Annotated in this window: 10 protein-coding genes and 2 tRNA genes; all 12 read left to right on the top strand. The window is 67.0% G+C overall.

Going from position 1 to position 22677, the window contains the following annotated elements:
* Positions 1-43: 43 nt before the first annotated feature.
* Positions 44-2761, top strand: coding sequence for an alanine--tRNA ligase (gene alaS, locus JG616_RS02785; RefSeq protein WP_199391613.1), 2718 nt, complete (start codon positions 44-46; stop codon positions 2759-2761).
* A gap of 140 nt (positions 2762-2901) precedes the next feature.
* Positions 2902-3105 carry a carbon storage regulator CsrA gene (gene csrA / locus JG616_RS02780; protein WP_199361462.1) on the top strand — a complete coding sequence of 68 codons (204 nt, stop codon included), beginning with the start codon at positions 2902-2904 and terminating at the stop codon, positions 3103-3105.
* Positions 3106-3176: 71 nt separating this feature from the next.
* Positions 3177-3269, top strand: a tRNA-Ser gene (locus JG616_RS02775).
* A 75-nt stretch (positions 3270-3344) separates the two neighbouring features.
* A tRNA-Arg gene (locus tag JG616_RS02770) sits at positions 3345-3421 on the top strand.
* Between the two features lie 371 nt (positions 3422-3792).
* Positions 3793-9033 (top strand): DEAD/DEAH box helicase, encoded by a 5241-nt coding sequence (locus JG616_RS02765; RefSeq protein WP_199391612.1) that lies wholly within the window; start codon positions 3793-3795, stop codon positions 9031-9033.
* Positions 9034-9044: 11 nt separating this feature from the next.
* Positions 9045-11849, top strand: coding sequence for a helicase-related protein (locus tag JG616_RS02760; RefSeq protein ID WP_199391611.1), 2805 nt, complete (start codon positions 9045-9047; stop codon positions 11847-11849).
* Positions 11846-15772: an N-6 DNA methylase gene (locus JG616_RS02755; protein WP_199391610.1), complete on the top strand. Its 3927-nt coding sequence runs from the start codon at positions 11846-11848 to the stop codon at positions 15770-15772. The genes JG616_RS02760 and JG616_RS02755 overlap by 4 nt, the downstream gene beginning before the upstream one ends.
* Positions 15769-18018, top strand: coding sequence for a hypothetical protein (locus JG616_RS02750; protein WP_199391609.1), 2250 nt, complete (start codon positions 15769-15771; stop codon positions 18016-18018). The genes JG616_RS02755 and JG616_RS02750 overlap by 4 nt, the downstream gene beginning before the upstream one ends.
* Positions 18019-18058: 40 nt before the next feature.
* Positions 18059-18403: a hypothetical protein gene (locus JG616_RS02745; RefSeq protein ID WP_199391608.1), complete on the top strand. Its 345-nt coding sequence runs from the start codon at positions 18059-18061 to the stop codon at positions 18401-18403.
* Positions 18400-20202, top strand: a complete 1803-nt coding sequence (locus tag JG616_RS02740) for a DUF262 domain-containing protein (RefSeq protein ID WP_199391607.1) — start codon at positions 18400-18402, stop codon at positions 20200-20202. The genes JG616_RS02745 and JG616_RS02740 overlap by 4 nt, the downstream gene beginning before the upstream one ends.
* Complete coding sequence (locus JG616_RS02735; protein WP_199391606.1) at positions 20199-20942, top strand: HNH endonuclease; 744 nt, start codon at positions 20199-20201, stop codon at positions 20940-20942. Before JG616_RS02740 ends, JG616_RS02735 begins: the two co-directional genes overlap by 4 nt.
* A gap of 57 nt (positions 20943-20999) precedes the next feature.
* Positions 21000-22670 (top strand): tetratricopeptide repeat protein, encoded by a 1671-nt coding sequence (locus JG616_RS02730; protein WP_199391605.1) that lies wholly within the window; start codon positions 21000-21002, stop codon positions 22668-22670.
* Positions 22671-22677 lie beyond the last annotated feature (7 nt).

Here is a 22677-nt window from a genome sequence, read left to right as displayed (position 1 = left end):
AGGGCGCCGGCGCGGCTGCGCCCCCACCCTGCCTGCAGCCTCCATGCCCTCCGAACCGACTCCCGCACGCCCGACCACGGCCGACATCCGCCGTGACTTCCTCGACTTCTTCAGCGGCCGTGGCCACACGATCGTGCCCTCCGCCCCGCTGGTGCCCGGCAACGATCCGACCCTGCTGTTCACCAACTCGGGCATGGTCCAGTTCAAGGACGTGTTCCTGGGCGCGGAGAAGCGCAGCTATGTGCGCGCGGCCGACGTCCAGCGCTGCCTGCGCGCCGGCGGCAAGCACAACGACCTCGACCAGGTCGGCTACACCGCGCGACACCACACCTTCTTCGAGATGCTGGGCAACTGGTCGTTCGGCGACTACTTCAAGCGCGACGCCATTGCCTGGGCCTGGGAGTTGCTGACGGAGGTGTGGAATATCCCGGCCGAGCGCCTGGTGGTCACCGTCTACCACACCGATGACGAGGCCCACGGCATCTGGCGCGACGTGATCGGCGTGCCCGAAGACCGCATCATCCGCATCGGCGACAACAAGGGCGCGCCGTTCGCCTCCGACAACTTCTGGCAGATGGCCGACACCGGCCCCTGTGGTCCCTGCACCGAGATCTTCTACGACCACGGCGCCCACATCGCCGGTGGCCCGCCGGGCTCGCCCGACGAGGACGGCGACCGCTACATCGAGATCTGGAACCTGGTGTTCATGCAGTTCGACCGCCAGCCCGACGGCCGCCTCGACCCGCTGCCGGCGCCCTGCGTCGACACCGGCATGGGCCTGGAGCGTCTGGCCGCGGTGCTGCAGGGCGTGCACGGCAACTACGAGATCGACCTGTTCCAGGCGCTGATCGCCGAGGCCGCACGGCTGACCGGCACCGCCGACCTCGGCAACAAGTCGCTGCGCGTGATCGCGGACCACATCCGCGCCTGCAGCTTCCTGGTCGCCGACGGCGTGCTGCCCTCGAACGAAGGCCGCGGCTACGTGCTGCGCCGGATCATCCGCCGCGCGCTGCGCCATGGCTGGATGCTGGGCGTGCGCCAGCCGTTCTTCCACCGCCTCGTCGCCACCCTCGATACGCAGATGGGCGAGGCCTATCCGGTGCTGCGCGAGCAGCGCGCGCTGGTGGAGCGCGCGCTGCTCGCGGAAGAAGAGCGCTTTGCCGAGACCCTGGACAGTGGCATGCGCATCTTCGACGAAGTCGCGGCCCGCAGCGCCGGTCCCGCTTCAAACGGCGTGATCCCGGGTGCCGATGCCTTCCGCCTCTACGACACCTACGGATTCCCCCTGGACCTGACCGCCGACATGGCGCGCGAGCGCGGCATGGGCGTCGACACCGCGGGCTTCGACGCCGCAATGGCCGAGCAGCGCGAGACCGCGCGCGCGGCCGGCAAGTTCGGCGGCGGCACGACGCTGCCGGCCGAGCTCGTGGCGCGGATCGCGCCCACAGGCTTCCTCGGATATGACCAGGTCGAGGCCGAAGGGCTCGAGGTCGTCGCCATCCTGCGCGCCGGGGTTCCGGTCGAGCGCATCGATGCCGGCGACGAGGCGATCGTCCTCCTCGACCGCACGCCGTTCTATGCGGAGTCCGGCGGGCAGGTCGGCGACACCGGCAGCCTGGCTTCCGGGAACGCGGACGGGCCGGGCGTGCCAGACGCTGCAGGCGCCGGGCGCCCCGGAACCGTGTTCCGCGTCGACGACACCCGCAAGTTCGCCGGCCAGTTCCACGGCCACGTCGGCGAGCTGCAGGCGGGAACGCTTGCCGTCGGCGATCGGCTGGGCGGCAGGGTCGATGCCGCGCGTCGCGGCACCATCGTGCTCAACCACAGCGCCACCCACCTGCTGCACGGCGCGCTGCGCGAGCGGCTGGGCACGCACGTGGCACAGAAGGGTTCGCTGGTCGCGCCCGACCGGCTGCGCTTCGACTTCTCGCATTTCGAGCCGATCAGCGCCGCCGAGCTGCGCGACATCGAGCTCAGCGTCAACGACGAGGTCCGCGCCGACCACGGGGTCGAGATCCGCGAGATGGGCATGCAGGACGCGATCGACGCCGGCGCCATCGCGCTGTTCGGCGAGAAATACGGCGAGCGCGTACGCGTGGTCAGGATGGGCGGTTCGGTCGAGCTCTGCGGCGGCACCCACGTCGGGCGCACCGGCGAGATCGGACTGTTCAAGCTGGTGTCCGAGGGCGGTGTCTCCGCCGGCGTGCGCCGCGTCGAGGCCGTCACCGGCCGCGCCGCGCTGGAACACGTTGCGCGCGAGGAGGCCCGGCTCGAAGAGGCCGCGCGCCTCCTCGGTGGCACGACGGCCGAGGTTGCCGACAAGCTCCGCGCACTCCTCGATCGACAGAAGAAGCTCGAGCGCGAGCTGGACACCCTGAAGGCGCGCGCCGCCAGCAGCGCGACCGCCGACCTGTCGGCCGGCGCGGTGGAGGTGGGCGGGATCAAGGTGCTGGCCGCGCGCATCGAGGGCCTCGACGCACGTGCGCTGCGCGATGCACTGGACCGCTGCAAGCAGCAGCTTGGCGATGCCGTGGTGCTGCTGGCCGGCGCCAGCGATGGGCGCGCGGCCCTGGTCGCCGGCGTCAGCGGCGCGGCGCTCGGACGCATCAGGGCCGGCGAGCTGCTCTCGGCGGTGGCGGCACAGGTCGGCGGCAAGGGCGGAGGTCGGCCGGACATGGCCCAGGGCGGTGGCGAGGACGGGCCTGCGCTGCAGGCCGCGCTGGCCGCCGTGCCCGACTGGGTCGCCGCACACCTGGCCTGAACGCAGCCATCCTCCGTTACTTTCTGCATACATCGCGGCCGTGCGAGCGCCCGCTATGATGTTCAGCTAGGTGATCAAACCGGGTGGCGCCTCCAGGCGCCTCCACCAGACCGGGCGCAGAACCGGCTCAGGAGTTCGACATGTTGATTTTGACCAGGCGGGTCGGCGAGACGCTCATGATCGGTGATTCGGTCACCGTGACCGTGCTCGGCGTCAAGGGCAACCAGGTGCGCGTCGGCATCACCGCGCCCAAGGATGTCTCCGTCCACCGCGAGGAGATCTACCAGCGAATCCACCGCGACGACGCCGCGGCGCCGGGCGGTCAGGAGGAGGACGCGGACTGACGTTTGCCGGTTTCGCGTCGAGCCGGTATTCTTACGCACCTCGACGGCCGCAGGCCGCGAGCGTTTCACCCGGAGACTTGCCCGAGAGGCCGAAGGGGCTCCCCTGCTAAGGGAGTATGGGGTCAAAAGCTCCATCGAGGGTTCGAATCCCTCAGTCTCCGCCATCTCCAACGAGATGGGTTCCACCGAGATGATTGACGAACGTCATTCACCTCTTCATAATTCCGCTTCTGCACAACGCGCCCGTAGCTCAGCTGGATAGAGCACCAGGCTACGAACTTGGGGGTCGGAGGTTCGAATCCTTCCGGGCGCGCCATAGAAAAAGCACAAGGGTCAACGGGTTAGCGCTCGTTGGCCCTTTTGCGTTGTGGGCGCCGCGCGGCGCGCGTGCCAAATCCGTGCCAAATCCGTGCCATGCCCTGAGAAAGGCCCGTGCCAATTCGCGGAAAAGGGGTCATCCGGATTGGTGGTCGCTTCTGCTGCGACTGGGGCCACGCATGTTTCCAACATCCGGGAAGGTCAGGCGGCAGCTGACTACGCACGCCGCACCTGCTTTTGCGGGTCTGACTCCGTAGTATTGGGGGTCAGACACCCGATTTTGGCGACAGCAGCCAAGCGAATGTCAGGAGATGAAGGCCAAGTGTCGCCAGGGGGGCGGAGTTGGACGTATTTGCACTGAAGCAGCACTTGATCGGGGACTACAGCCGGTTTGCCCGTTCATTCACGACGATTCGTGCCGACGACCTGGGGCAGGGCGTCGAGCAGGAGTACGCCAGTGGGCGCTTCTGGCCCGAGCCGCTGATCCAGATCAATCCCCGTTACAGCCTCGGCCGGACCACTGCAGAGTTGGCGGCAGCAGCTGAGCTGCACCCTGTCACCGCCAAACACTTCCCGATCGGGCTCTACCGCCATCAGGAGCAGGCCGTTGCGTTTGCCGGGCAGGGCGAGAGCTTCGTCGTCACCACCGGCACCGGGTCCGGAAAGTCGCTGTGCTTCTTCTTGCCGATCGTCGACGCCGTCCTGCGCGCGAAGGAGCAGGATCCGACGCCGCGCACCCGGGCCATCGTCATCTATCCGATGAACGCGCTGGCGAACAGCCAGCGCGAGGAGCTGATCAAGTACTTGGGTGAGAACGGCCCGGTCACCTTCGCCCGTTACACGGGGCAGGAAGACCAGGACGAGCGCGAGCGGATCAAGAACAACCCGCCGGACATCCTGCTGACGAACTTCATGATGCTGGAAATGCTCATGACCCGGCAGTCGGAGCTGGACACCCAGGTCATCCGCAACTGCGAGGGCCTGCAGTTCCTGGTCCTGGATGAGCTGCATACCTACCGCGGTCGCCAAGGTGCGGACGTGGCCATGCTGGTCCGGCGCGTGCGCGAGCGCATGTCGCCCGAGCGACTGCAATGCATCGGCACGTCGGCCACCATGGCCTCTGGCGGGACCCGTCAGGACCAGAACACGCAGGTGGCCGAGGTCGCGTCCACGCTGTTCGCGACCACGATCCCGGCCTTCAACGTCGTGACCGAGGACCTGGACCGTGCCACCGACCCGGCCAGGACCGCCGAGTCAGTCGCCGGCGAACTGACTGCCGCGATCAACGCAGGTATCCGGCCGGACATCAGCGACGCCGACCTTCGGGACAACCCGCTCGCGATCTGGGTGGAAACGCGGCTCGGCATCACCCGTGACCAAGGGCACAAATGGATCCGTGCCAAGCCCGTCACGGTGGCAAAGGCGACCGAGTTGCTCGCCGCCGAGGCAGGCACCGACGAAGAGAGCGCCGGCCGTGCCCTCCGCGATCTTCTGCTGATCGCCGCCATTCCCGAGGGTGAGCGACGAGCAAAGGCTGAAGGCAATGATCGTGCGTTCTTCGCCTTCCGCCTGCACCAGTTCATCAGTGGCGCGGGCGTGGTGTACACCACGCTCGATCCCTACGGGAGCCGCCCTGTCGAGCTGGAAGGACAGCAGTTCTTGCCTGCCGACCCCGCCAAGCGCCTGTACTCCACCTATTTCTGCCGCAGTTGTGGCCAGGACTACCACCCCGTGCGCCTGCGCAAGGACGACGGTGGTCCGATGCTGCTGGCCCGCGACATCGACGACATGCCTCGTCAGGGCGACAAGGGCGAAGAAGACTCCGACGCTGACGATGACGCGCAAGGTGAGCGCCTGGGCTTCCTGCTCGGCGATCCGAAGCCAGGCGATCTGGACTTCACCGGCCAGATCGTGGACTACCCCGAGGCCTGGATCGAAACGCCGGCCAGCGGCGAGCCCCGGCTCAAGCGCACGCATCGCCATCTGGAGGCGCGGCAGCTTCTGGTCGAACCCGATGGCCGCGTCGGCACCGGACGGCCTTACTGGTTCTTGCCCGGCAAGTTCCGCTTCTGCCTGCAGTGCCGTGACGTCCACGGCGCGCAGGGCAAGGACATCAACCGCCTGGCCGCCCTGTCGGCCGAGGGACGCAGCTCCGCGACCACCTTGCTGACCACCAGCGTCCTGCGCTGGATGCATGGGGGGGCCTCGAACGGCATCGACGTCGACAAGCGTAAGCTGCTGGGCTTCACCGACAACCGCCAGGACGCCGCGCTCCAGGCCGGACACTTCAACGACTTCACCTTTGTCACCCTGCTGCGCGGCGCAATCTTCCGTGCCCTGCGCGAAGCCGGTGGGGAAGGCCTATCGGACAGCGGCCTCGGCGCGGCGGTCCGTGCCGCGCTTGGGTTCGATCGCGAGTTGGCGCGCGGCGAGGACCCTGGCGAAAGCCACCGCCGTGAATGGCTGCAGGATCCCGCCGCGATTGGCCGTGACCTTGCCGAGGCGCAGGAGAGCCTGCGCTTCATCCTTGCCTACCGCACCTGGTACGACCAGCGCCGTGGCTGGCGCTACACCAACCCGAATCTGGAAGAACTCGGGCTGCTGCGCGTGTCTTATCGGGACCTTGCAGAGTTGTGCGCTGATGTCAGTCACTTCGCCGACGCCCCCCCCCTGCTGCGCAACGCCTCAGCTGAAACCCGCGAGCGCGTATTCCAGGAACTGTTCGACTACATGCGTACCGGGCTGGCGGTCGACGCGGCGGCACTGGACAAGCAGTCGCTCGATCAATGTCGCGACGAATCGCTCCGGTTGCTCCGGGATCCGTGGGGCTTTGGGCGCGAAGAGCGCCCGCTCGGCTCGCGTTGGCTGTTCCTGCAGCCGCCATCCGGCCGCACGCTGCGCGGCAAGGACGAGGAGCTGATCCTGCGCGGCGGTCTGCAGACCCGCCTGGGCAAGACGCTGCGCAATTCGACGCTGTGGTCCGATCCGCACGCTGCCTCCCTGAATCGCAAGGATTATCAGGCGCTGTTCGAAGCGATGATCCGCATCGCCCAAGCGGGCGGCTTCATCCGCAAGGATGATCACACCCTCTTCAATGTGCCCGGTTACCGGCTCAATGCCGGTCGCGTGCGCTTCCTGGCCGGAGACGGTGGCGGCAAGCGGGCCAACGACTTCTTCCAGGCCCAGTACGCAACCGTCGCCGACGTACTAGCCCAGCAGGACCGCGCCTTGTTCGCGCTGGAGGCCCGTGAGCATACGGCGCAGGTGTCCGCCGAGCTGCGTGCCCTGCGTGAGATCCGCTTCCGCTTTGGCTTGGCCGAGCAGGCGAAGCTGGCCGGCGACCTCAAGGCCGCCTGCAAGGAGCAGGGCGAGCCGAACCGCTTCCTGCCGGTGATGTTTTGCTCGCCCACCATGGAGCTGGGCGTGGACATTTCGGCACTCAATGCCGTGTATCTGCGCAACGTGCCGCCCACGCCTGCCAACTACGTCCAGCGTGCAGGCCGGGCCGGCCGCAGCGGCCAAGCAGCGCTGGTGGTCACCTATTGCGCCGCGCGCAGCCCCCATGACCAGTACTTCTTCCGAGATCCTTCAGGGATGGTGCATGGCGTCGTCAGGCCGCCACTGCTCGACCTGGCCAATGAGTCGCTGATCCGCAGCCACCTGCAGGCCGAATGGCTGGCGAGCACCGGCCAGGCGCTGGAGACTTCCATCGCCAACGTTGTTGATCCGGGCCTGCCGAATGCTCCCGTCCGCGATGCATTGACCGTCGCCATGCGGACCGACGAGGTCACCCAACTGGCGACCCGGCGTGCGGAGCGGATCCTGCTGGCCATGGCGGGTCATCTCGATGCCACGCACGCCCCGTGGTATCCGGGCGCCAGCGCCTTCGCGCATGAGGTCGCAACTTCGGCGCCGGCGCAGTTCAACGCCGCCTTCAACCGCTGGCGTGATCTGCTCAGCTCCGCCCAGCGCCAGAAGCAGCTCGCTCAGAACACCCTCAACAACCTCGCCATCACCGATCGCCGCGAGCGTGAAGATGCCCAGCGCCGCGACCGCCAGGCCAACGATCAGATCAGCCTGTTGCTGCACGGCAAGGATTCGTTCTCCAGCGACTTCTACACCTACCGCTACCTCGCCACCGAAGGCTTCCTGCCCGGCTACAACTTCCCGCGCCTGCCGCTGATGGCCTATGTGCCGGGACGCGCGGACGTGCGCAGCGGCAACGTGTTCCTGCAGCGGCCGCGGTTCCTCGCATTGTCGGAGTTCGGTCCGCGCAGTCTCGTCTACCACGAGGGTCGCGCCTACCGTGTGGTGAGTGCCCGCATCGCCCTCTCCAGCGCCGAACAGGCCACGGCAGGCGGACTGCTGTCCACGTCGGCCGCTCGGGTCTGCGCGCACTGCGGGGCCGCGCACTTCGCCTCGCACTGGAACGACTGCCACTCCTGCGGCATGCCGCTGGCCGATGCTCACAAGATCAATGGCCTGTACCGCATCGAGAACGTCGACACCCAGCCGGCCGAACGCATCACCGCCAACGACGAGGAGCGCCAGCGCCAGGCCTTCGAGCTGCAGACGGTGTACGAGTGGGGTATCCGGCACGGCCGCGTGGATGCCAGCACTGTGCTGGCGCAGGACGGGGAGGGCGACATCCTGACCCTGCGCTATGGCCCCGGCGCCACCATTACCCGGGTCAACAAGGGCCTGCGGCGGCGCAAGAACCCCAACCAGTTCGGCTTCTTCATCAACCCCCGCACCGGCTGGTGGGTGAAGGAAGATGTGGACGAGGATGACAACGCCGGCCACGACGACAGGCTGCCGCCCCAGCGCATCGTGCCCTTCGTGCAGGACAACAAGAACGCACTGCTCATGCAGCCGCATGGCGACTGCGAGCCACGCACGCTGGCAACCCTGCAGCACGCGCTCAAGCGCGGCATCGAGGCCGTGTTCCAGCTGGAGGAAGCCGAACTGCTGGCGGAGCCGCTTCCCAGCGCAGGCGAGCGCCAGGGTGTGCTGTTCTACGAAGCCACCGAAGGCGGGGCGGGCGTCCTGACCCGACTGGCCCACGATCCCGGTGCCCTGGCCCAGGTCGCCCGTCATGCCCTGCGCGTGATGCACTTCGACATTCCAGATGCCGGGCCATTGCCCGCGCCGGAGGAGCTGCGCGACCTGCCGGAGGTGAAGTGCGTCGCCGGCTGTTACCGCTGCCTGCTGTCCTATTACAACCAGCCTGATCACGAGCTCATCGACCGGCGCGACCGCGGCGTGCTGCGCCTGCTGTGGCGACTGGCCCAAGTCACCACGTCGCTGCAGGCCCAGCCCGATGCGCCTGTGCAGCCACCGGAAGCGCCGGCGGCGCCGGGTTGGGCCGGGCAGTGGCATGCACAGCGCGCCAAGCACGGCCCCGATCTACCGCCGCCAGCCACCGCCGAAGCCGACGGCCAGGTGGTGTTGCACTGGCCGGACCACTATGCCGCTGTCGCCTTGCCCGATACCCCCCGTGAACTGCAGGCCGCTTGGGAAGACCGCGGCTACAGTTTCATCCGTTTCCCTGCCGACACCGCCGCCTGGCCGCCGCTGTTCCAGCGCCTGGGCCGGCTGCTCGGCCTCTGATTGCGTCATTGATGAACACACCAGCCCTGCAATTCACCCCCGGGTCCCTGGTCCGCGCCCGCGGCCGCGAATGGATCGTCCAGCCCGGCAGCGTCACGCCACTCCTGCGCCTGCGCCCGCTGTCCGGCGGCGAGGACGAAGGCGCGGTGATTCACGCCGGGCTGGAGCCGGACATCGGTTCCGCCCAGTTCCCCGCGCCCGATCCCGCGCAGGAAGGCAGCCAGCACGATGCCATCCTGCTCGCTGACGCCCTGCGCATGGCGCTGCGTCGCGGCGCCGGCCCGTTCCGCTGCTTCGGCAATATCTCGGTCGAGCCGCGCACCTACCAGCTCGTGCCCCTGCTGATGGCCCTGCGCCAGGATCCGGTGCGTCTGCTGATTGCCGATGACGTCGGCATCGGCAAGACCATCGAGGCCGCGCTGATCGCGCGCGAGCTGTACGACCGCGGCGAAATCCAGCGCATGGCCGTGCTTTGTCCGCCGCACCTGGTCGAGCAATGGGTGCGCGAGCTCAACGAACGCTTCCACATCCCGGCCGTGGCCGTCACCGCCAGCAGCGCCGCGCGCCTGGAGCGCGGCCTGCCGATCGGCGATTCGATCTTCCACGCCCACGCCTTCACCGTGGTGAGTCTCGACTACATCAAGTCCGACCGGCACCGCCACGATTTCATCCGCGCCTGCCCGGAGTTCGTCATCGTCGACGAGGCGCATACCTGCGTCAGCACCGGCCAGGCCCGCCAGCAGCGCTTCGAACTGCTGCGCGAGATTTCGGCGGATGCCGAGCGCCACCTGGTGCTGCTTACCGCCACCCCGCACAGCGGCGACCAGGAGGCTTTCTACAGCCTGTTGGCCCTGCTCAAGCGCGACTTCGCCCAGTTCGCCACCGCCAGCGGCGCGCTCAAGGAGACCCTGCGCGAGCAGCTCGCCCAGCACTTCGTCCAGCGTCGCCGCCCGGACATCGACGAGTGGCAAGACGGCAGCGTCTTCCCGCAGCGCGAAACCACCGAGATTACCTACAAGCTGACAGGCCAGTGGGACAAGTTCTTCCAGGACGTGCTCGACTACTGCCGCGACGTGACCGAGCGCGCCGGTGAAGACGCCCGCCGCCAGCGGCTGAGCTTCTGGGGCACGCTGGCGCTGATGCGCTGCGTGGCCTCAAGCCCGGCCGCCGCAGTCCAGGCGCTGAACACCCGCCTGCTGGCCGAACAGGTCGACAACGCCCCCGAGGAAGTGCTGCAAACCCTGTTCGACGGCAGCGAAGACAATCTGGATGAAGACGACGTCGCCCCCGCCGCCGACACCGGCGACCCGGCCCTGCACGCCCTGCTGGCCCAGGCCCGCGCGTTGGCGGGCGAGGACGACGACCCCAAGCTGCGCCTGCTGCACGAGCACCTGAAGCAGCTCATCGCCGACGGCTTCAACCCCGTGGTGTTCTGCCGCTACATCGCCACCGCCAACTACCTGCGCGAGCACCTGGACGGCAAGTTTCGCGGCGTCACCGTGGACGTGGTCACCGGCGAGTTCCCGTCCGAAGAGCGCGAGCGCCGCGTCGAAGCGCTGGGCGAGGCCGATCGCCGCCTGCTGATCGCCACCGACTGCCTGTCCGAAGGCGTCAACCTGCAGCAGCACCTGGACGCCGTGGTCCACTACGACCTGTCCTGGAACCCCACCCGCCACGAACAGCGCGAAGGCCGCGTCGACCGTTTCGGCCAGCCCAGCTCCAAGGTGCGCGCCACCCTGATGTACGGCGCCAACAACCCGGTCGACGGCGCGGTGCTGCAGGTGATCCTGCGCAAGGCGGAAAAGATCCGCGAGGAGCTCGGCGTACCGGTGCCGATGCCCGACGACGACCACACCCTGACCCAGGCCCTGATGAAGGCGGTGATGCTGCGCAGCGAGCGCGCCGGCGGCCCGCAGCAGGCGTTCGACTTCGACCAGTTCGAGGAAGCCCGTGAACTGGACGTGCGCTGGACCTCGCTGGCCGAAAAGGCCAAGGCCAACCGCACCGTGTTCGCCCAGCGCCGCCTGCGGCCTTCCGATGTGCTGCCCGAATGGGAGCGCATGAAAGCCGTGCTCGGTGACAGCGAAGACGTCCGGCGCTTCACCACCGAGGCCATGTCCCGCCTCGGAGCCGGTCTGCTGTTCCGCCCAAGGCGCGGCGCCACCGCGCCGCTCACCGCATTACCGCGCGTCCTGCGCGAGCGCCTGGAAGCGGCTGGCCTGGAAGGCGACATCGGCATCGACTTCACCCAACCGCCCGCGCCGCGCTGCCGCTACGTCAGCCGCAGCCACCCGCTGGTCAGCACCCTGGCCGACGAGCTGCTGGAGCGCGCCGTCAGCGGCGAAACCCGCGACAACCAGCAGCTCGCCACGCTGGGCCGCATCGGCGTCTGGCGCAGTCCGGCGGTGCAGGCCGTCACCACCGTGCTGCTGCTGCGTCTGCGCCACCAGATCACCACCACCCGTTCCGGCCGCAGTAGCGTGCTGCTGGTCGAAGAAGCGCTGCCGGTGGCCTGGCAGGGCCGCGCCAATCCGGCCGAAGTGCAGGGCGATCAACTACTGGCATGGTTGCAGGCCCCGGCCAGCGGCAACCTGCCCGAACCGGTGCGCCAGCGCGAGATGCACAGCGTGCTGGCCCTGATGGACGAACGCCGCGATGCACTGGAGGCCATCGCCGACGCCCAGGCCGAGCGCCTGCTGGCCGACCACCGTCGCGTGCGCGAGGCGGCCGACGCCCGCGGCCGCTACAAGGTGGATGCGCTGAAACCGGTGGATGTCATCGCTGCCTTCGTGCTGATGCCCGGAGCCGGCGCATGAGCCGCCGTGATGCCGCCCTGGCCTTCGACGCTATCCACATCGAAGGCGGCCTGCTGCCCGCCGAATGGCTGGCCAGCATCGCCGCGCTCAAGGCTGCCCACCAGTCGCCCGCCGACTATGGCATCCCCAAGGGCCTGAACCTGCGCGATGAAGTGGGCCGCTACTGGCGCATCGCCCAGGCCCACTGGAGCGATTTCGCCAACGCGCGCGAGCAGGCCGAAGACCCGCACGCCCTGGCCAGCCGGTTCGTGCAGGCGCTCATGCGCGACGTGTTCGGCGCCAGCGACCTGCAACCACACGCCGCGCCGGTCGAGATCGGCGAACGCCTGTACCCCATCAGCGCCAGCGCCCGCACAGGCCGCCTGCCGCTGGTCATCGCCGCTGCCCACCAGCGCCTGGACGAGCGCGACCGCCGCTACGGCGACAGTGGCCGCCAGCGCAGCGCCTTCGGCCTGCTGCAGGACTACCTCAATGCCGCCGACGCGGCCGTGTGGGGCATCGCCAGCAACGGCAGCCTGCTGCGCCTGGCGCGCGACAACGCCAGCCTCACCCGCCCGGCATGGATCGAGGCCGACCTCGCGCGCATCTTCAGCGAAGAACGCTACGCCGACTTCTCGCTGCTGTGGCTGCTGATCCACGCCAGCCGTTTCGGCAACCCGGATGCGCTGGCGGCGCAGTGTCCGCTGGAGACCTGGCGCGAGGCCAGCAAGGAACAAGGCACCCGCGCCCGCGACAAGCTCCGTCAAGGCGTGGAAGAAGCACTGCTGGCGCTGGGCCAGGGTTTCCTGTCCGAAGCCGCCAACCAGCCGCTGCGCGATGCCCTGGCCAGCGGCACTCTGGATCGCAATGCCTATTTCCAGCAGCTGCTGCGGCTGGTCTACCGGCTGATCTTCCTGCTCACCATCGAGGAGCGCGGCCTGCTGCACCCGGCCGCTGCCGATGCCGATGCCATCACGCTCTATGCCGATGGCTACAGCCTGCGCCGCCTGCGCGAGCGTGCCCGCAAGCGGCGCGCCTTTGATCGTCACGCCGACCTGTGGGAGGGCCTGAAGCCCGTGCTGGCGGGCCTGGCCCACGGCCAGCCGCTGTTGGCGCTGCCCGCACTCGGTGGCCTGTTCGCCGAAGACCAGTGCCCGGACCTCGACGCCGGCACCCTTGGCAACGCGGCCCTGCTCGAAGCCGTGGCCAAGCTTGGCTGGATGCGCGAGGGCCGCAGCCTCACCCGCATCAACTGGCGCGACATGGGCCCGGAAGAACTGGGCAGCGTCTACGAAAGCCTGCTGGAACTGGTGCCCGACATCAGTGCCGATGGCCGCGTGTTCCGCTTCGCCAATGCCGATGCGTCCAAGGGCAACGCGCGCAAGACCAGCGGCAGCTACTACACGCCCGACGCGCTGGTACAGGAACTGCTGGATTCCGCGCTGGAGCCGGTGATCGCCCAGCGCACCCATGGCGCCGCCGACCCTCAGGCCGCGCTGCTGTCCATTACCGTCTGCGATCCCGCCTGCGGCAGTGGTCACTTTCTGCTCGGCGCCGCGCGCCGGCTGGCCACGCGCCTGGCGCAGCTGCGTGCGCAGGGCACGCCCAGCGGCGAGGACTTCCGCCACGCCCTGCGCGATGTGGTCACCCACTGCATCTTCGGTGTGGACCGCAACCCCATGGCCATCGAGCTGGCGCGCATGTCGCTGTGGCTGGAGGCGATGACTCCGGACAAACCCTTGGGCTTCCTCGACCACCACCTGCAATGCGGCGACGCACTGCTGGGCCTCACCGATCTGGCCGCGCTGAAGCAGGGCATCCCCAAGGATGCGTTCAAGCCGCTGTCCGGCGACGACAAGGACGTCTGCAAGGAACTGGCAAAGCGCAACGCCGCCGAACTCAAAGACCTGCAACGCAAGCGCACCGCGCAGAGCTTCGGCCAGCGCGACCTGCTCGGCCTGCGCGCCGGCGGGCTGGAGCAGTTGCGCGCGCTGGAAGCGCTGCCCGACGCCACGCTGGAGCAGATCGCCGCCAAACAGGCCGCCTGGCAGGCCTTTGCCGATGAATCCGCCGACAGCTCGCTGCGCCACGCCGCCGACATGCTGCTGGCCGCTTTCCTGCTGCCCAAGACAAAAGCGACCCAGGACCACGTGCCCACCACCGCCACCGTGGTGCTGGAACTGCTGGGCGATCACGCCGCCCCCGGCCACGCCGGCAAGCGCGCCGCCACCCGCAAGGTCTGCGAGGAAGCCAGCGTGCTGCACTGGCCGCTGGCCTTCCCGCTGGTGCATGCGGCCGGCGGCTTTGCCTGCGTGCTCGGCAACCCGCCGTGGGAGCGCATCAAGCTGCAGGAGGAGGAATTCTTCGCCAGCCGCAACACGGATGTGGCCGAGGCCAAGAACAAGGCCGAGCGCAGCCAGCGTATCCAGTGGTTGAGCGAGGGCATGTTGGCCACGCACCTTCAGCCCGACGCCGGCTACAGCGCGGTGCAGGCACAGACCGAGCAACGCCTGTACCGGGAGTTCCTGAGCGCACGCCGCACCGCCGAGGCCGCCAGCGCCTTCGTCCACGTCAAGGGCGACGACGGCGGCCGCTATCCGCTGACCGGCGTTGGCGACGTGAACACCTACGCGCTTTTTGCCGAAACCATCAGCCAGGTGACCGCCGAATCGGGACGTTCCGGCTTCATCGTGCCCACCGGCATCGCCACCGACGACAGCACCAAGGCCTACTTCGGCGACATCACCCAGCGCGGCCGGCTGGTCAGCCTGTACGACTTCGAAAACCGCGAGGCCATCTTCCCGTCGGTGCATCGCAGCTACAAGTTCTGCCTGCTCACCCTGGGCGCAGCCGAACGCGCGCAGTTTGTGTGCTTCGCCACCCAGGTGGCCCAGCTCCACGACCCGCGCCGCCGTTTCACACTGACCCCCGACGAGTTCCGCCTGATCAACCCCAATACGCTCACCTTCCCGGTGTTCCGCAGTGAGCGCGATGCCGAGCTGACCAAGAAGCTCTATCGCGCCGCGCCCGTGTTGATCGACGAGGTGCGGGCAGATGGCAACCCGTGGGGCATTCGCTTCATGACGATGTTCCACATGTCCAACGACAGCCACCTTTTCGCCGACACGCCGGGGGAGGGACTGCTGCCGCTGTACGAGGCCAAGCTGATCCACCAGTTCGACCATCGCTGGGCCACGTATGGCAACGACGGCAACAGCCGTGATGTCACTTTGGCCGAGAAGGTCGACCCGGATTTCGGAGTGACGCCGCGGTATTGGGTGGAGGAGTCCGAAGTCACGCAGCGGCTTGAAGAAAAGGACTGGCAGCGCGACTGGTTGTTCGGATGGCGCGGCATCGCGCGAGCCACGGATGAGCGCAGCGTCATAGGTGCGCTCTTCCCACTCTCGGGAGTTGGTAACAGTTGCCACTTGGTACTTCCAAAGGCCGAGATGACGCCGCAGTTGGTCGCCGCACTTGTGGCGAATGTTTCTAGCTTGACCTTCGACTTTGTTGCGAGACAGAAGCTTGGGGGCATCAACTTCAACTTCTTCATCCCCAAGCAGCTGCCGGTACTCACTCAAGTCCGTTACAGCGATTTCGATCTCGCCTTCATCGTCCCGCGCGTGCTAGAGCTGACCTACACCGCCCACGATCTAGCCCCTTGGGCGCGCGACCTCGGTTTCGAAGGCCCACCCTTCGCCTTCGCCCCCGAGCGCCGCGCCCTCCTCCGCGCCGAACTGGACGCGTACTACGCCCGCCTCTACGGCCTCACCCACGACGAACTGCGCTACATCCTCGACCCCGCCGACGTCATGGGCGCCGACTACCCCAGCGAAACCTTCCGCGTGCTCAAGAACAACGAACTCCGCGAGTTCGGCGAATACCGCACCCGGCGGCTGGTGCTGGAGGCGTGGGACGGGCTGCAATCGGGCGCGCTGCCATGACCGCGCAGTCGCACGAGGCCACGCCGCCGCTGGACGCGGGCGCCGCCGAGCACGCCCTGCGCACGCTGGAGCGCGAGCTGGAGCGTGGTTCGGTGGGTGGCCCGCCGGGCGACGAGGCGCTGGCTCGCTGGCAACGGCAGGCCGAGACGCTGCGCGGCGCACTGGAGATCGCCACCGTGCCGGGCCGCCACCGCCTGTTCCGTGCGGCGCTGCGGTTTCTCGATGACCTGGAAGACATGCGGCAGCGCAAGGCGCGTTACCTCGCCCGAAAGGAGCCTGCGCGGGCGCCGGCATTCGCTACGGAGGTGTCGGGCTGGGCCGCTGGGCCGGACGCAATGCCCCGACAGGCGTTGGCCGCGAGCATCCACGCCGGGCTGAATCTGCTTCCGCAAGCAGAAGTCGTTTTGAAGCCTGGCGCAGCAGGCGCGGCAAGCCCGCCAGACGATCAGACAACGCCTGCCATTGATGCCGCGCCGGTGGCGCCCGCGACTGGAGGCGATCAGGTCGGGAAACCGGAACCGCTCGCCGCCGTAGAAATGGCAGTGGCGGCTGCCGACGAGCCAACCGTACCCGTCCGCGACGAGCGCGCTGCAAGTTCATCAAGACCGGTCGAACCTGCGCTGTCTGCCCCAGCCGCCAGGATGTCCCGTCGCTCCGACCCCATCATTGCGGTGGCCGGCAGGCTGGCGCGCGCCGGGAGTTTCAATGACGCCCGCGACATCGCCCTGAACTGGCTTCGCAAGAAGGGCTTCAAGGTGCCGACGGCGCACGCGGACGGCTTCGAGCTGCGCACGTCCAAGGGGCATTCCGCAACCTCGGTCAGTTTGCCGGAGAAGGGCGTCTGGGCGCTGCAGGCCGAGACCGTGGACAGCGGGTTCAAGGGCCGGCGCTGGCGTGTGGAGATGGTGTTGCTGGATGTCGAGCCCACGCCGGCAGTTTCGGTCACGCTCACCGCGATTTCGCCCGGCGGCTCGCCCGAGCCGCCTACCAGCGTCCCGCAACTGGTCACCCGGCTGGTGGACGGCATCGGCCTGCACGACGCCAACGACGGCGCGGCGCTGAATGCCGGCCCGATATGGATTCGGGATCAGAAGTCGTTGCAGTACGCCCTGGATTCGCTGCGATCCATGCGTCGCACGCGCCCGGTTGTGGTGCTCTCGACCTACCGGAAGGATGATCAGTCCAAGCAGTTGCTCGATCCGCTGGGCCTGTCGAGCAAGCTTGGAGGGCTGGCACAGGTTTTCGTCCTGGAACGCGACATGGCCTGGCCGTTCAACGAGGCGGTGGGGCGAGACGCAGCGGTCGCAGGCGCGAGCGTGCGCATGTTCCGCCCCGGATTCGACCCCGGCGATGCCCCAGGTCGCCATCCTTTGTGGTCGCCAACGGAGCTGACTGCGCAGGGGCTCGACCTGAACGGGCTGAGCCACGCGTTGCTGCGCGAAGCCGCTTACCTGTCGTTGCGCGCTCTTGAGCGCGAGGATTCGATCCCGGCGTTCGACCGTGTCCGCGACATGGTGCATCGGCGCCAGATCGCCGAGGCCCGCGAGAAGGCCGAGCTCGCGTCCCGGCAACGGGTCAGCGATGACGACGTGGTGTCGTTGCGCGCAGCGCTGGAATCGGAAACCGAGCTGCGCAGGCTTTTCGAGGAAGACAACGCGAGGCTGGTCGACGACCTTGCGAGCATCAAGGCTGAACGCAGCAAGCTGCAGGATGATATGGACACGCTGCGTGGTCGCGCGCTGCACCTGGAAGGCCGCGTCCAGGATCTGTTGGAGCAGCTTCGTGAGGCCCGGGGTTCTGGCGAGCCGTCCTTTCCTGATAGTTGGGACGATCTGGAGGGCTGGTGCGACGCGCATCTCGACGGCCGCGTGGTGTTGACGAAGAAGGCGCTGCGCAGCGCCAAGAACTCGCGTTATCTGGATATTCCGTTTGCTTACCGGGTTCTGTGGTTCCTGGCCGAACGGTACGTGCCGGCACGGCGCAACGGCGGCGAGGAGTTCAAGGACGGCTTGGCGGAGCTCGGATTGGATCTTTCACCGGTAGGCCGTTCCGCATCCGATCACCGCAGCCGCGAAACTTACAGCACCGACTACAAGCAGGAGCGCGTCAACCTGGACTGGCATGTGAAGGGCAGCAGCGATCGCGACCCGCGCTACGGGTTCCGAGTCTACTTCCATTGGCATGTGAGGGATCAGTGCGTGGTGGTCGGGTCGTTGCCGGAGCATCTGGACAACGTACTCACTTGAAGCATTTTCATCTGTCGTCGAGTGCAGAAAGGGGGGCAAGATGAAGCGGGCATTGATTGATGACTCACTCTGGTTCATCCACAAGGATGGCGGTCGCTTCTATCCATGGTTCCGCTACTCGAAGCACCATCGTCTGAGGAGCTTTTGGGTATCCGATGGCTCCAACCGGATCCAGGAAGCGACGCCCGTGGCCACGGTGACTGAACTGGTGGCCGAGGTCTTCTCCCGCGGCCGTAGCGTCTGGCTGTTCGACAATGGCAAGCGCGGCGGTCTGTACCGTTTTGGACGCGATGCAATTAAAGGCTGGGGAGCCACGGATGAAGTCATAGCATTGGCAGAGCGGGCGGGAGCGCCGGCCATCAGCCGCAAGGGGAAGCACGCATGACCGAAATGCTGTTCAAAAAGACCGACTACACCCTGCAGGGACTGCTGACGGATATCGACATGGGCCGCATCGGCCTGCCGGATATCCAGCGCCCGTTCGTCTGGCCTAACTCCAAGGTACGTGACCTATTGGACTCGATGTACCGGGGCTACCCGGTGGGCTACCTGCTGTTCTGGGAGACGGGTGCCGCCTCTGATCGCTCGCGAACCATCGGCGAAGGCGGCAAGCAGAAGGCGCCCTCGCTGCTGATCGTCGATGGCCAGCAGCGACTGACCTCGCTGTACGCGGTCATGCGGGGCATCCCGGTGCTGCGCGACAACTTCCAGCACGAGACCATCCGGATCGCCTTCAATCCGCTGGACGGCAAGTTCGAGGTGCCCGATGCCACGACCGACAAGACGCCGGAGTTTCTGCCCGACATCAGTGCGGTGCTGGCGAAGGATTCGTTCTCCGTCATCAATGGCTACTTGTCGCGGATCGAGACCACACGCACGCTGACGGACGACGAGCGTGATCGCGCGATCAAGGCGATCACGCGCCTTTTCGAGCTGCAGGGCTACCCGTTCGTAGCGCTTGAGCTCAATGCCACTGCTACCGAGGAGCAGGTGGCCGATGTCTTCGTGCGCATCAACAGCGAGGGCAAGAAGCTCAACCAGTCCGACTTCATCCTCACCCTGATGTCGGTGTTCTGGGACGAGGGCCGCACTGCGCTGGAGGACTTCAGCATTGAGACGCGCCGGCCGCCAACATCGCTGGGGGCTGCTTCGGCCTACAACCAGATCTTCCAGCCGGAGCCCGACAGCCTGCTGCGGGTCGGAGTGGGCCTGGCATTCCGGCGTGGTCGCCTGCAGCACACCTACTCGCTGCTGCGTGGCAAGGATCTGCAGACCGGCCAGTTCAGCCAGCAGCAGCGCGACCAGCAGTTCGAACGCCTGAAGGCAGCGCAGTCCCGTGTGCTTGACCCGACGCACTGGGCCGACTACCTCAACGTGGTGCGCGCGGCCGGTTACCGCAATGCGCGTTACGTCAGCTCGGAAATGGCCCTGGTGTTTGGCTATCAGTTCTACCTGATTGGCCGCACCGAGTATGGCGTTCCTCCGCATGCCTTGAAGCAGGCCGTCGCGCGCTGGCTGTTCATGTCACTCCTGACAGGGCGCTACACCGGCGCGACGGAAACCCAGTTCGAGAAGGACCTGGCCCTGCTGCCGGCGTCTGGCGATGCCAGTGACTTCCTGCGGACGCTGGCCGAAGTGGGCGACGCGGAGCTGACCGAGGACTACTGGGACAAGACCCTCTCCATGGAGCTGGCCACATCCTCGGGCCGCAGCCCCAGCCTGTTCGCCTACTACGCGGCGCTGGTACTGAGTGACGCGCGTGCCCTGTTCTCCAAGGGCAAGGTGGCCGATCTGCTCGATCCGCCGGCCTCGGGCAAGAAGAAGGCGCTGGAGCGTCACCATCTGTTCCCCAAGCGTTACCTCAAGAAGCTGAAGATCGAGGGCGTGCGCGAGACCAACCAGATCGCCAACTACGCCCTGGTGGAGTGGGACGACAACATCGCCATCTCCGACATTGCGCCGAAGGACTACTGGCCGGGCTACGCGTCGCGCTTCTCCACTGACGATCTTGGGGACATGATGCGCTGGCATGCACTTCCGCCGGATTGGTGGGAGATGGACTATCCGGACTTCCTGCGTGCCCGGCGGCCGTTGATCGCGCACGTGATCCGCGACGGGTTCCGCCTGCTGGCCACTGGCGAACAGACGGCCAGATCGACCGATGCGAGCACGGTTTCGGCATGACGGCGCCCGTGCCAGCGCTGGTTGCCAAGGCGCTCGCCGACACCGGCTACGATCTGCTTTCGTCGGTGGCCGACGGGTGGGTTGCTGCCGCAATCAGCGGTACTCCGGGCCGCATCCTGGTGCTGGCAGCGGAGGACGGCGTGGTGCTCGCGGTGGCCGAACCCACCATGGCCCGGCGGATCGGCCTGGCTTCGACCGCGGTGCCTGTGCCTTCGGGCATGGCGGACATCGGCATCGCTCACGGCGCCATGGAACTTTACGAGGCCCTTCGCGTGCTGCACTCGCTGCAGACGCATCCGGCCTCCGGACTGTCCGCGCGGGTGGAGGCGCGGCTGGCCAGAATCCCGGAAACGGAGCGGACCCGCGAAGTGCGTCAGCGCATTGGCCAGGACGTTTTCCGCGAGGCGCTGATGGACCTGTGGCAACGCCGCTGCGCCGTTTCCGGCATCCCATATCCGCCGGAATTGCTGCGCGCCAGTCATGCGAAGCCTTGGGCCGAGGCGACGGACGCAGAACGTCTCGATCCCTTCAACGGCCTGCTGCTGGCGACGCACCTGGATGCGATGTTCGACAGCGGGCTGATTGGCTTCGACGAGGACGGGGTGATGTTGTTTTCGCCGCAACTGGATCTGGTGGTACGTTCCCATCTGGGGTTGGTGGATGGAAGCCGCCTGCGCTCGCTTGCGCCCGGGCATCTGCCGTATTTGGCTTGGCATCGCGAATTCGTGCTGCGGGGGTGAGTCGACTTGCATGACTGCAAGCAAGTTGACGCGGGACTCCGCTTGTGGGGGATGAGAATGGATTGGAAACGCGTTCAGGAGTTGCGCAAGCAGGGGAACATCGCCGAAGGCAAGAGGCTTGCCTACGACCTGCTTGAGGCTGATGCCCGCGACTTCCGAACCCGGTCGATGCTGGAATGGTTGATCTATGACGAGGCCAAGCCCGCGCTCAAGAATGCGATTGATGCAGTCAAGGCCGACAAGCGTCCCCAGCAAGCGGATCTTCGGCGCATCGATCAGGCGTTGACGGAGTTCACCAGGTTGCCAGCGCAGCGCCCAGGAATGGCTTGCTCGGTGCTGCTGCAACAGCTCTGCCGCGTGGGTTCCGATTTCCCCCGGTTCGCCGCATTTGTGAAATGGGTCGGGATTGAAGGACTCAGGGAAGAAGACTGGAGTTCCCAGTCTTCCAATGACGGAACCTGGCCAGCCCTGGTCGTGTCGGTCGCGCGTGCGTTGACCAAATGGACTAAGGATCGCGACACCTCGACTGAGCGGTTGGAAGAGGCGTTGCAATGGCTGGACGCTGCGACACCCGTAGCGGAAGGTGGCGATAGCTTGTGGCTGCAGTGGGATAGGGCAGGAATGCTGCGGCGGCTCGAGCGGTATGACCAAGCCGCTCTTGCCCTTTCAGCCGTGATCAAGGCCAAGCGGAACGAGTTCTGGGTGTGGGCTGAGGCGGGCCGACTGTATCAGTCGGATGATCCCGATCTTGCGCTTGCTTGCTTTTGCCAGGCTTTGTTGTGTCCGTCATCTCCGGAGTTCGTGGCAAAGGCCCACCGGGAACTGGCTGAGCTCCTGGCTGAGCGCGGTGACTATTCCCAGGCGTGTGTTGAGATCGGGATCGCGGCGTCCGCTCGAGAAGAGCAAGGTTGGCGGCTGGGAGGCGAGTTGGAAAGCCTCATGCGCGAGCCTTGGTACGACCCGAATCCGCCTGATGCCCAGAAGCCGAAGGATTTCTATATCGCACATGCACCGATGGCGCTGAGTCTGTGCTTCGACGAAGTCGAGACGAGACCGGCAACGTTTCTTGGTTTGTTGACCCTTCCGCCACCCCGGGACGCAAAGCCGGGATGGAAGCCTCGGCCGCGCACGCGATTCGCGGTCATGCGCGAAGAGGGCAAGTCGGTCAGCATCCTCGGCCCGCATCTTCGCAAGGTCCCATGGAGGCCGGGGGAGCCGGTGGCTTTGGTGCTTGGCCGGCAAGCAGGCGAGGCCGAAGAGACGGTGGTACAGATCGTTCGGCGTCCAGCCGGACAGGCGTGGGATCGTACGGCCGTCGGCCACGGAGTTGTTGCTCAGGTGGCTGGTGAGGGGAGACCCATGCGGATATTTGTCGGCCGTGATCTAGGTGATTTCCCGGTCGATGGTGACTCCACTTCGACGGGGGATATGGCTGCTGGTGACGGAGTTCAGTTCCGGATGACGACGAATCCGAAGAATGGCCGGGTCGATCTGTTCGCCGCCAGTCCCGCCCAGTTGCCTGATGCGGATGTCAAGAGAATTCAGGGGCGGCTACATCGCGCAGAGGCCTCGGCGCATGCCTTCGTGGACGATGTTTTCGTGCCACCCCACGTGGTGAAGGCCATTCCCGAGAACGTCGATGAGGTTGGTGTCGTGGCAGTCTATGCCCGTCATCCAAAGAGGGAAGGGTACAGTTGGAGGGCAGTGCGAATGTCGCCTGCGAGCTGAGTCTGCT

The sequence above is a fragment of the Luteimonas sp. MC1895 genome (genome assembly GCF_016457215.1).
In the GTDB taxonomy this organism is placed as follows: Bacteria; Pseudomonadota; Gammaproteobacteria; order Xanthomonadales; family Xanthomonadaceae; genus Luteimonas.
The sequence above is the reverse complement of the archived record's forward strand: the minus strand, read 5'-3'. Positions and strand labels throughout refer to the sequence as shown.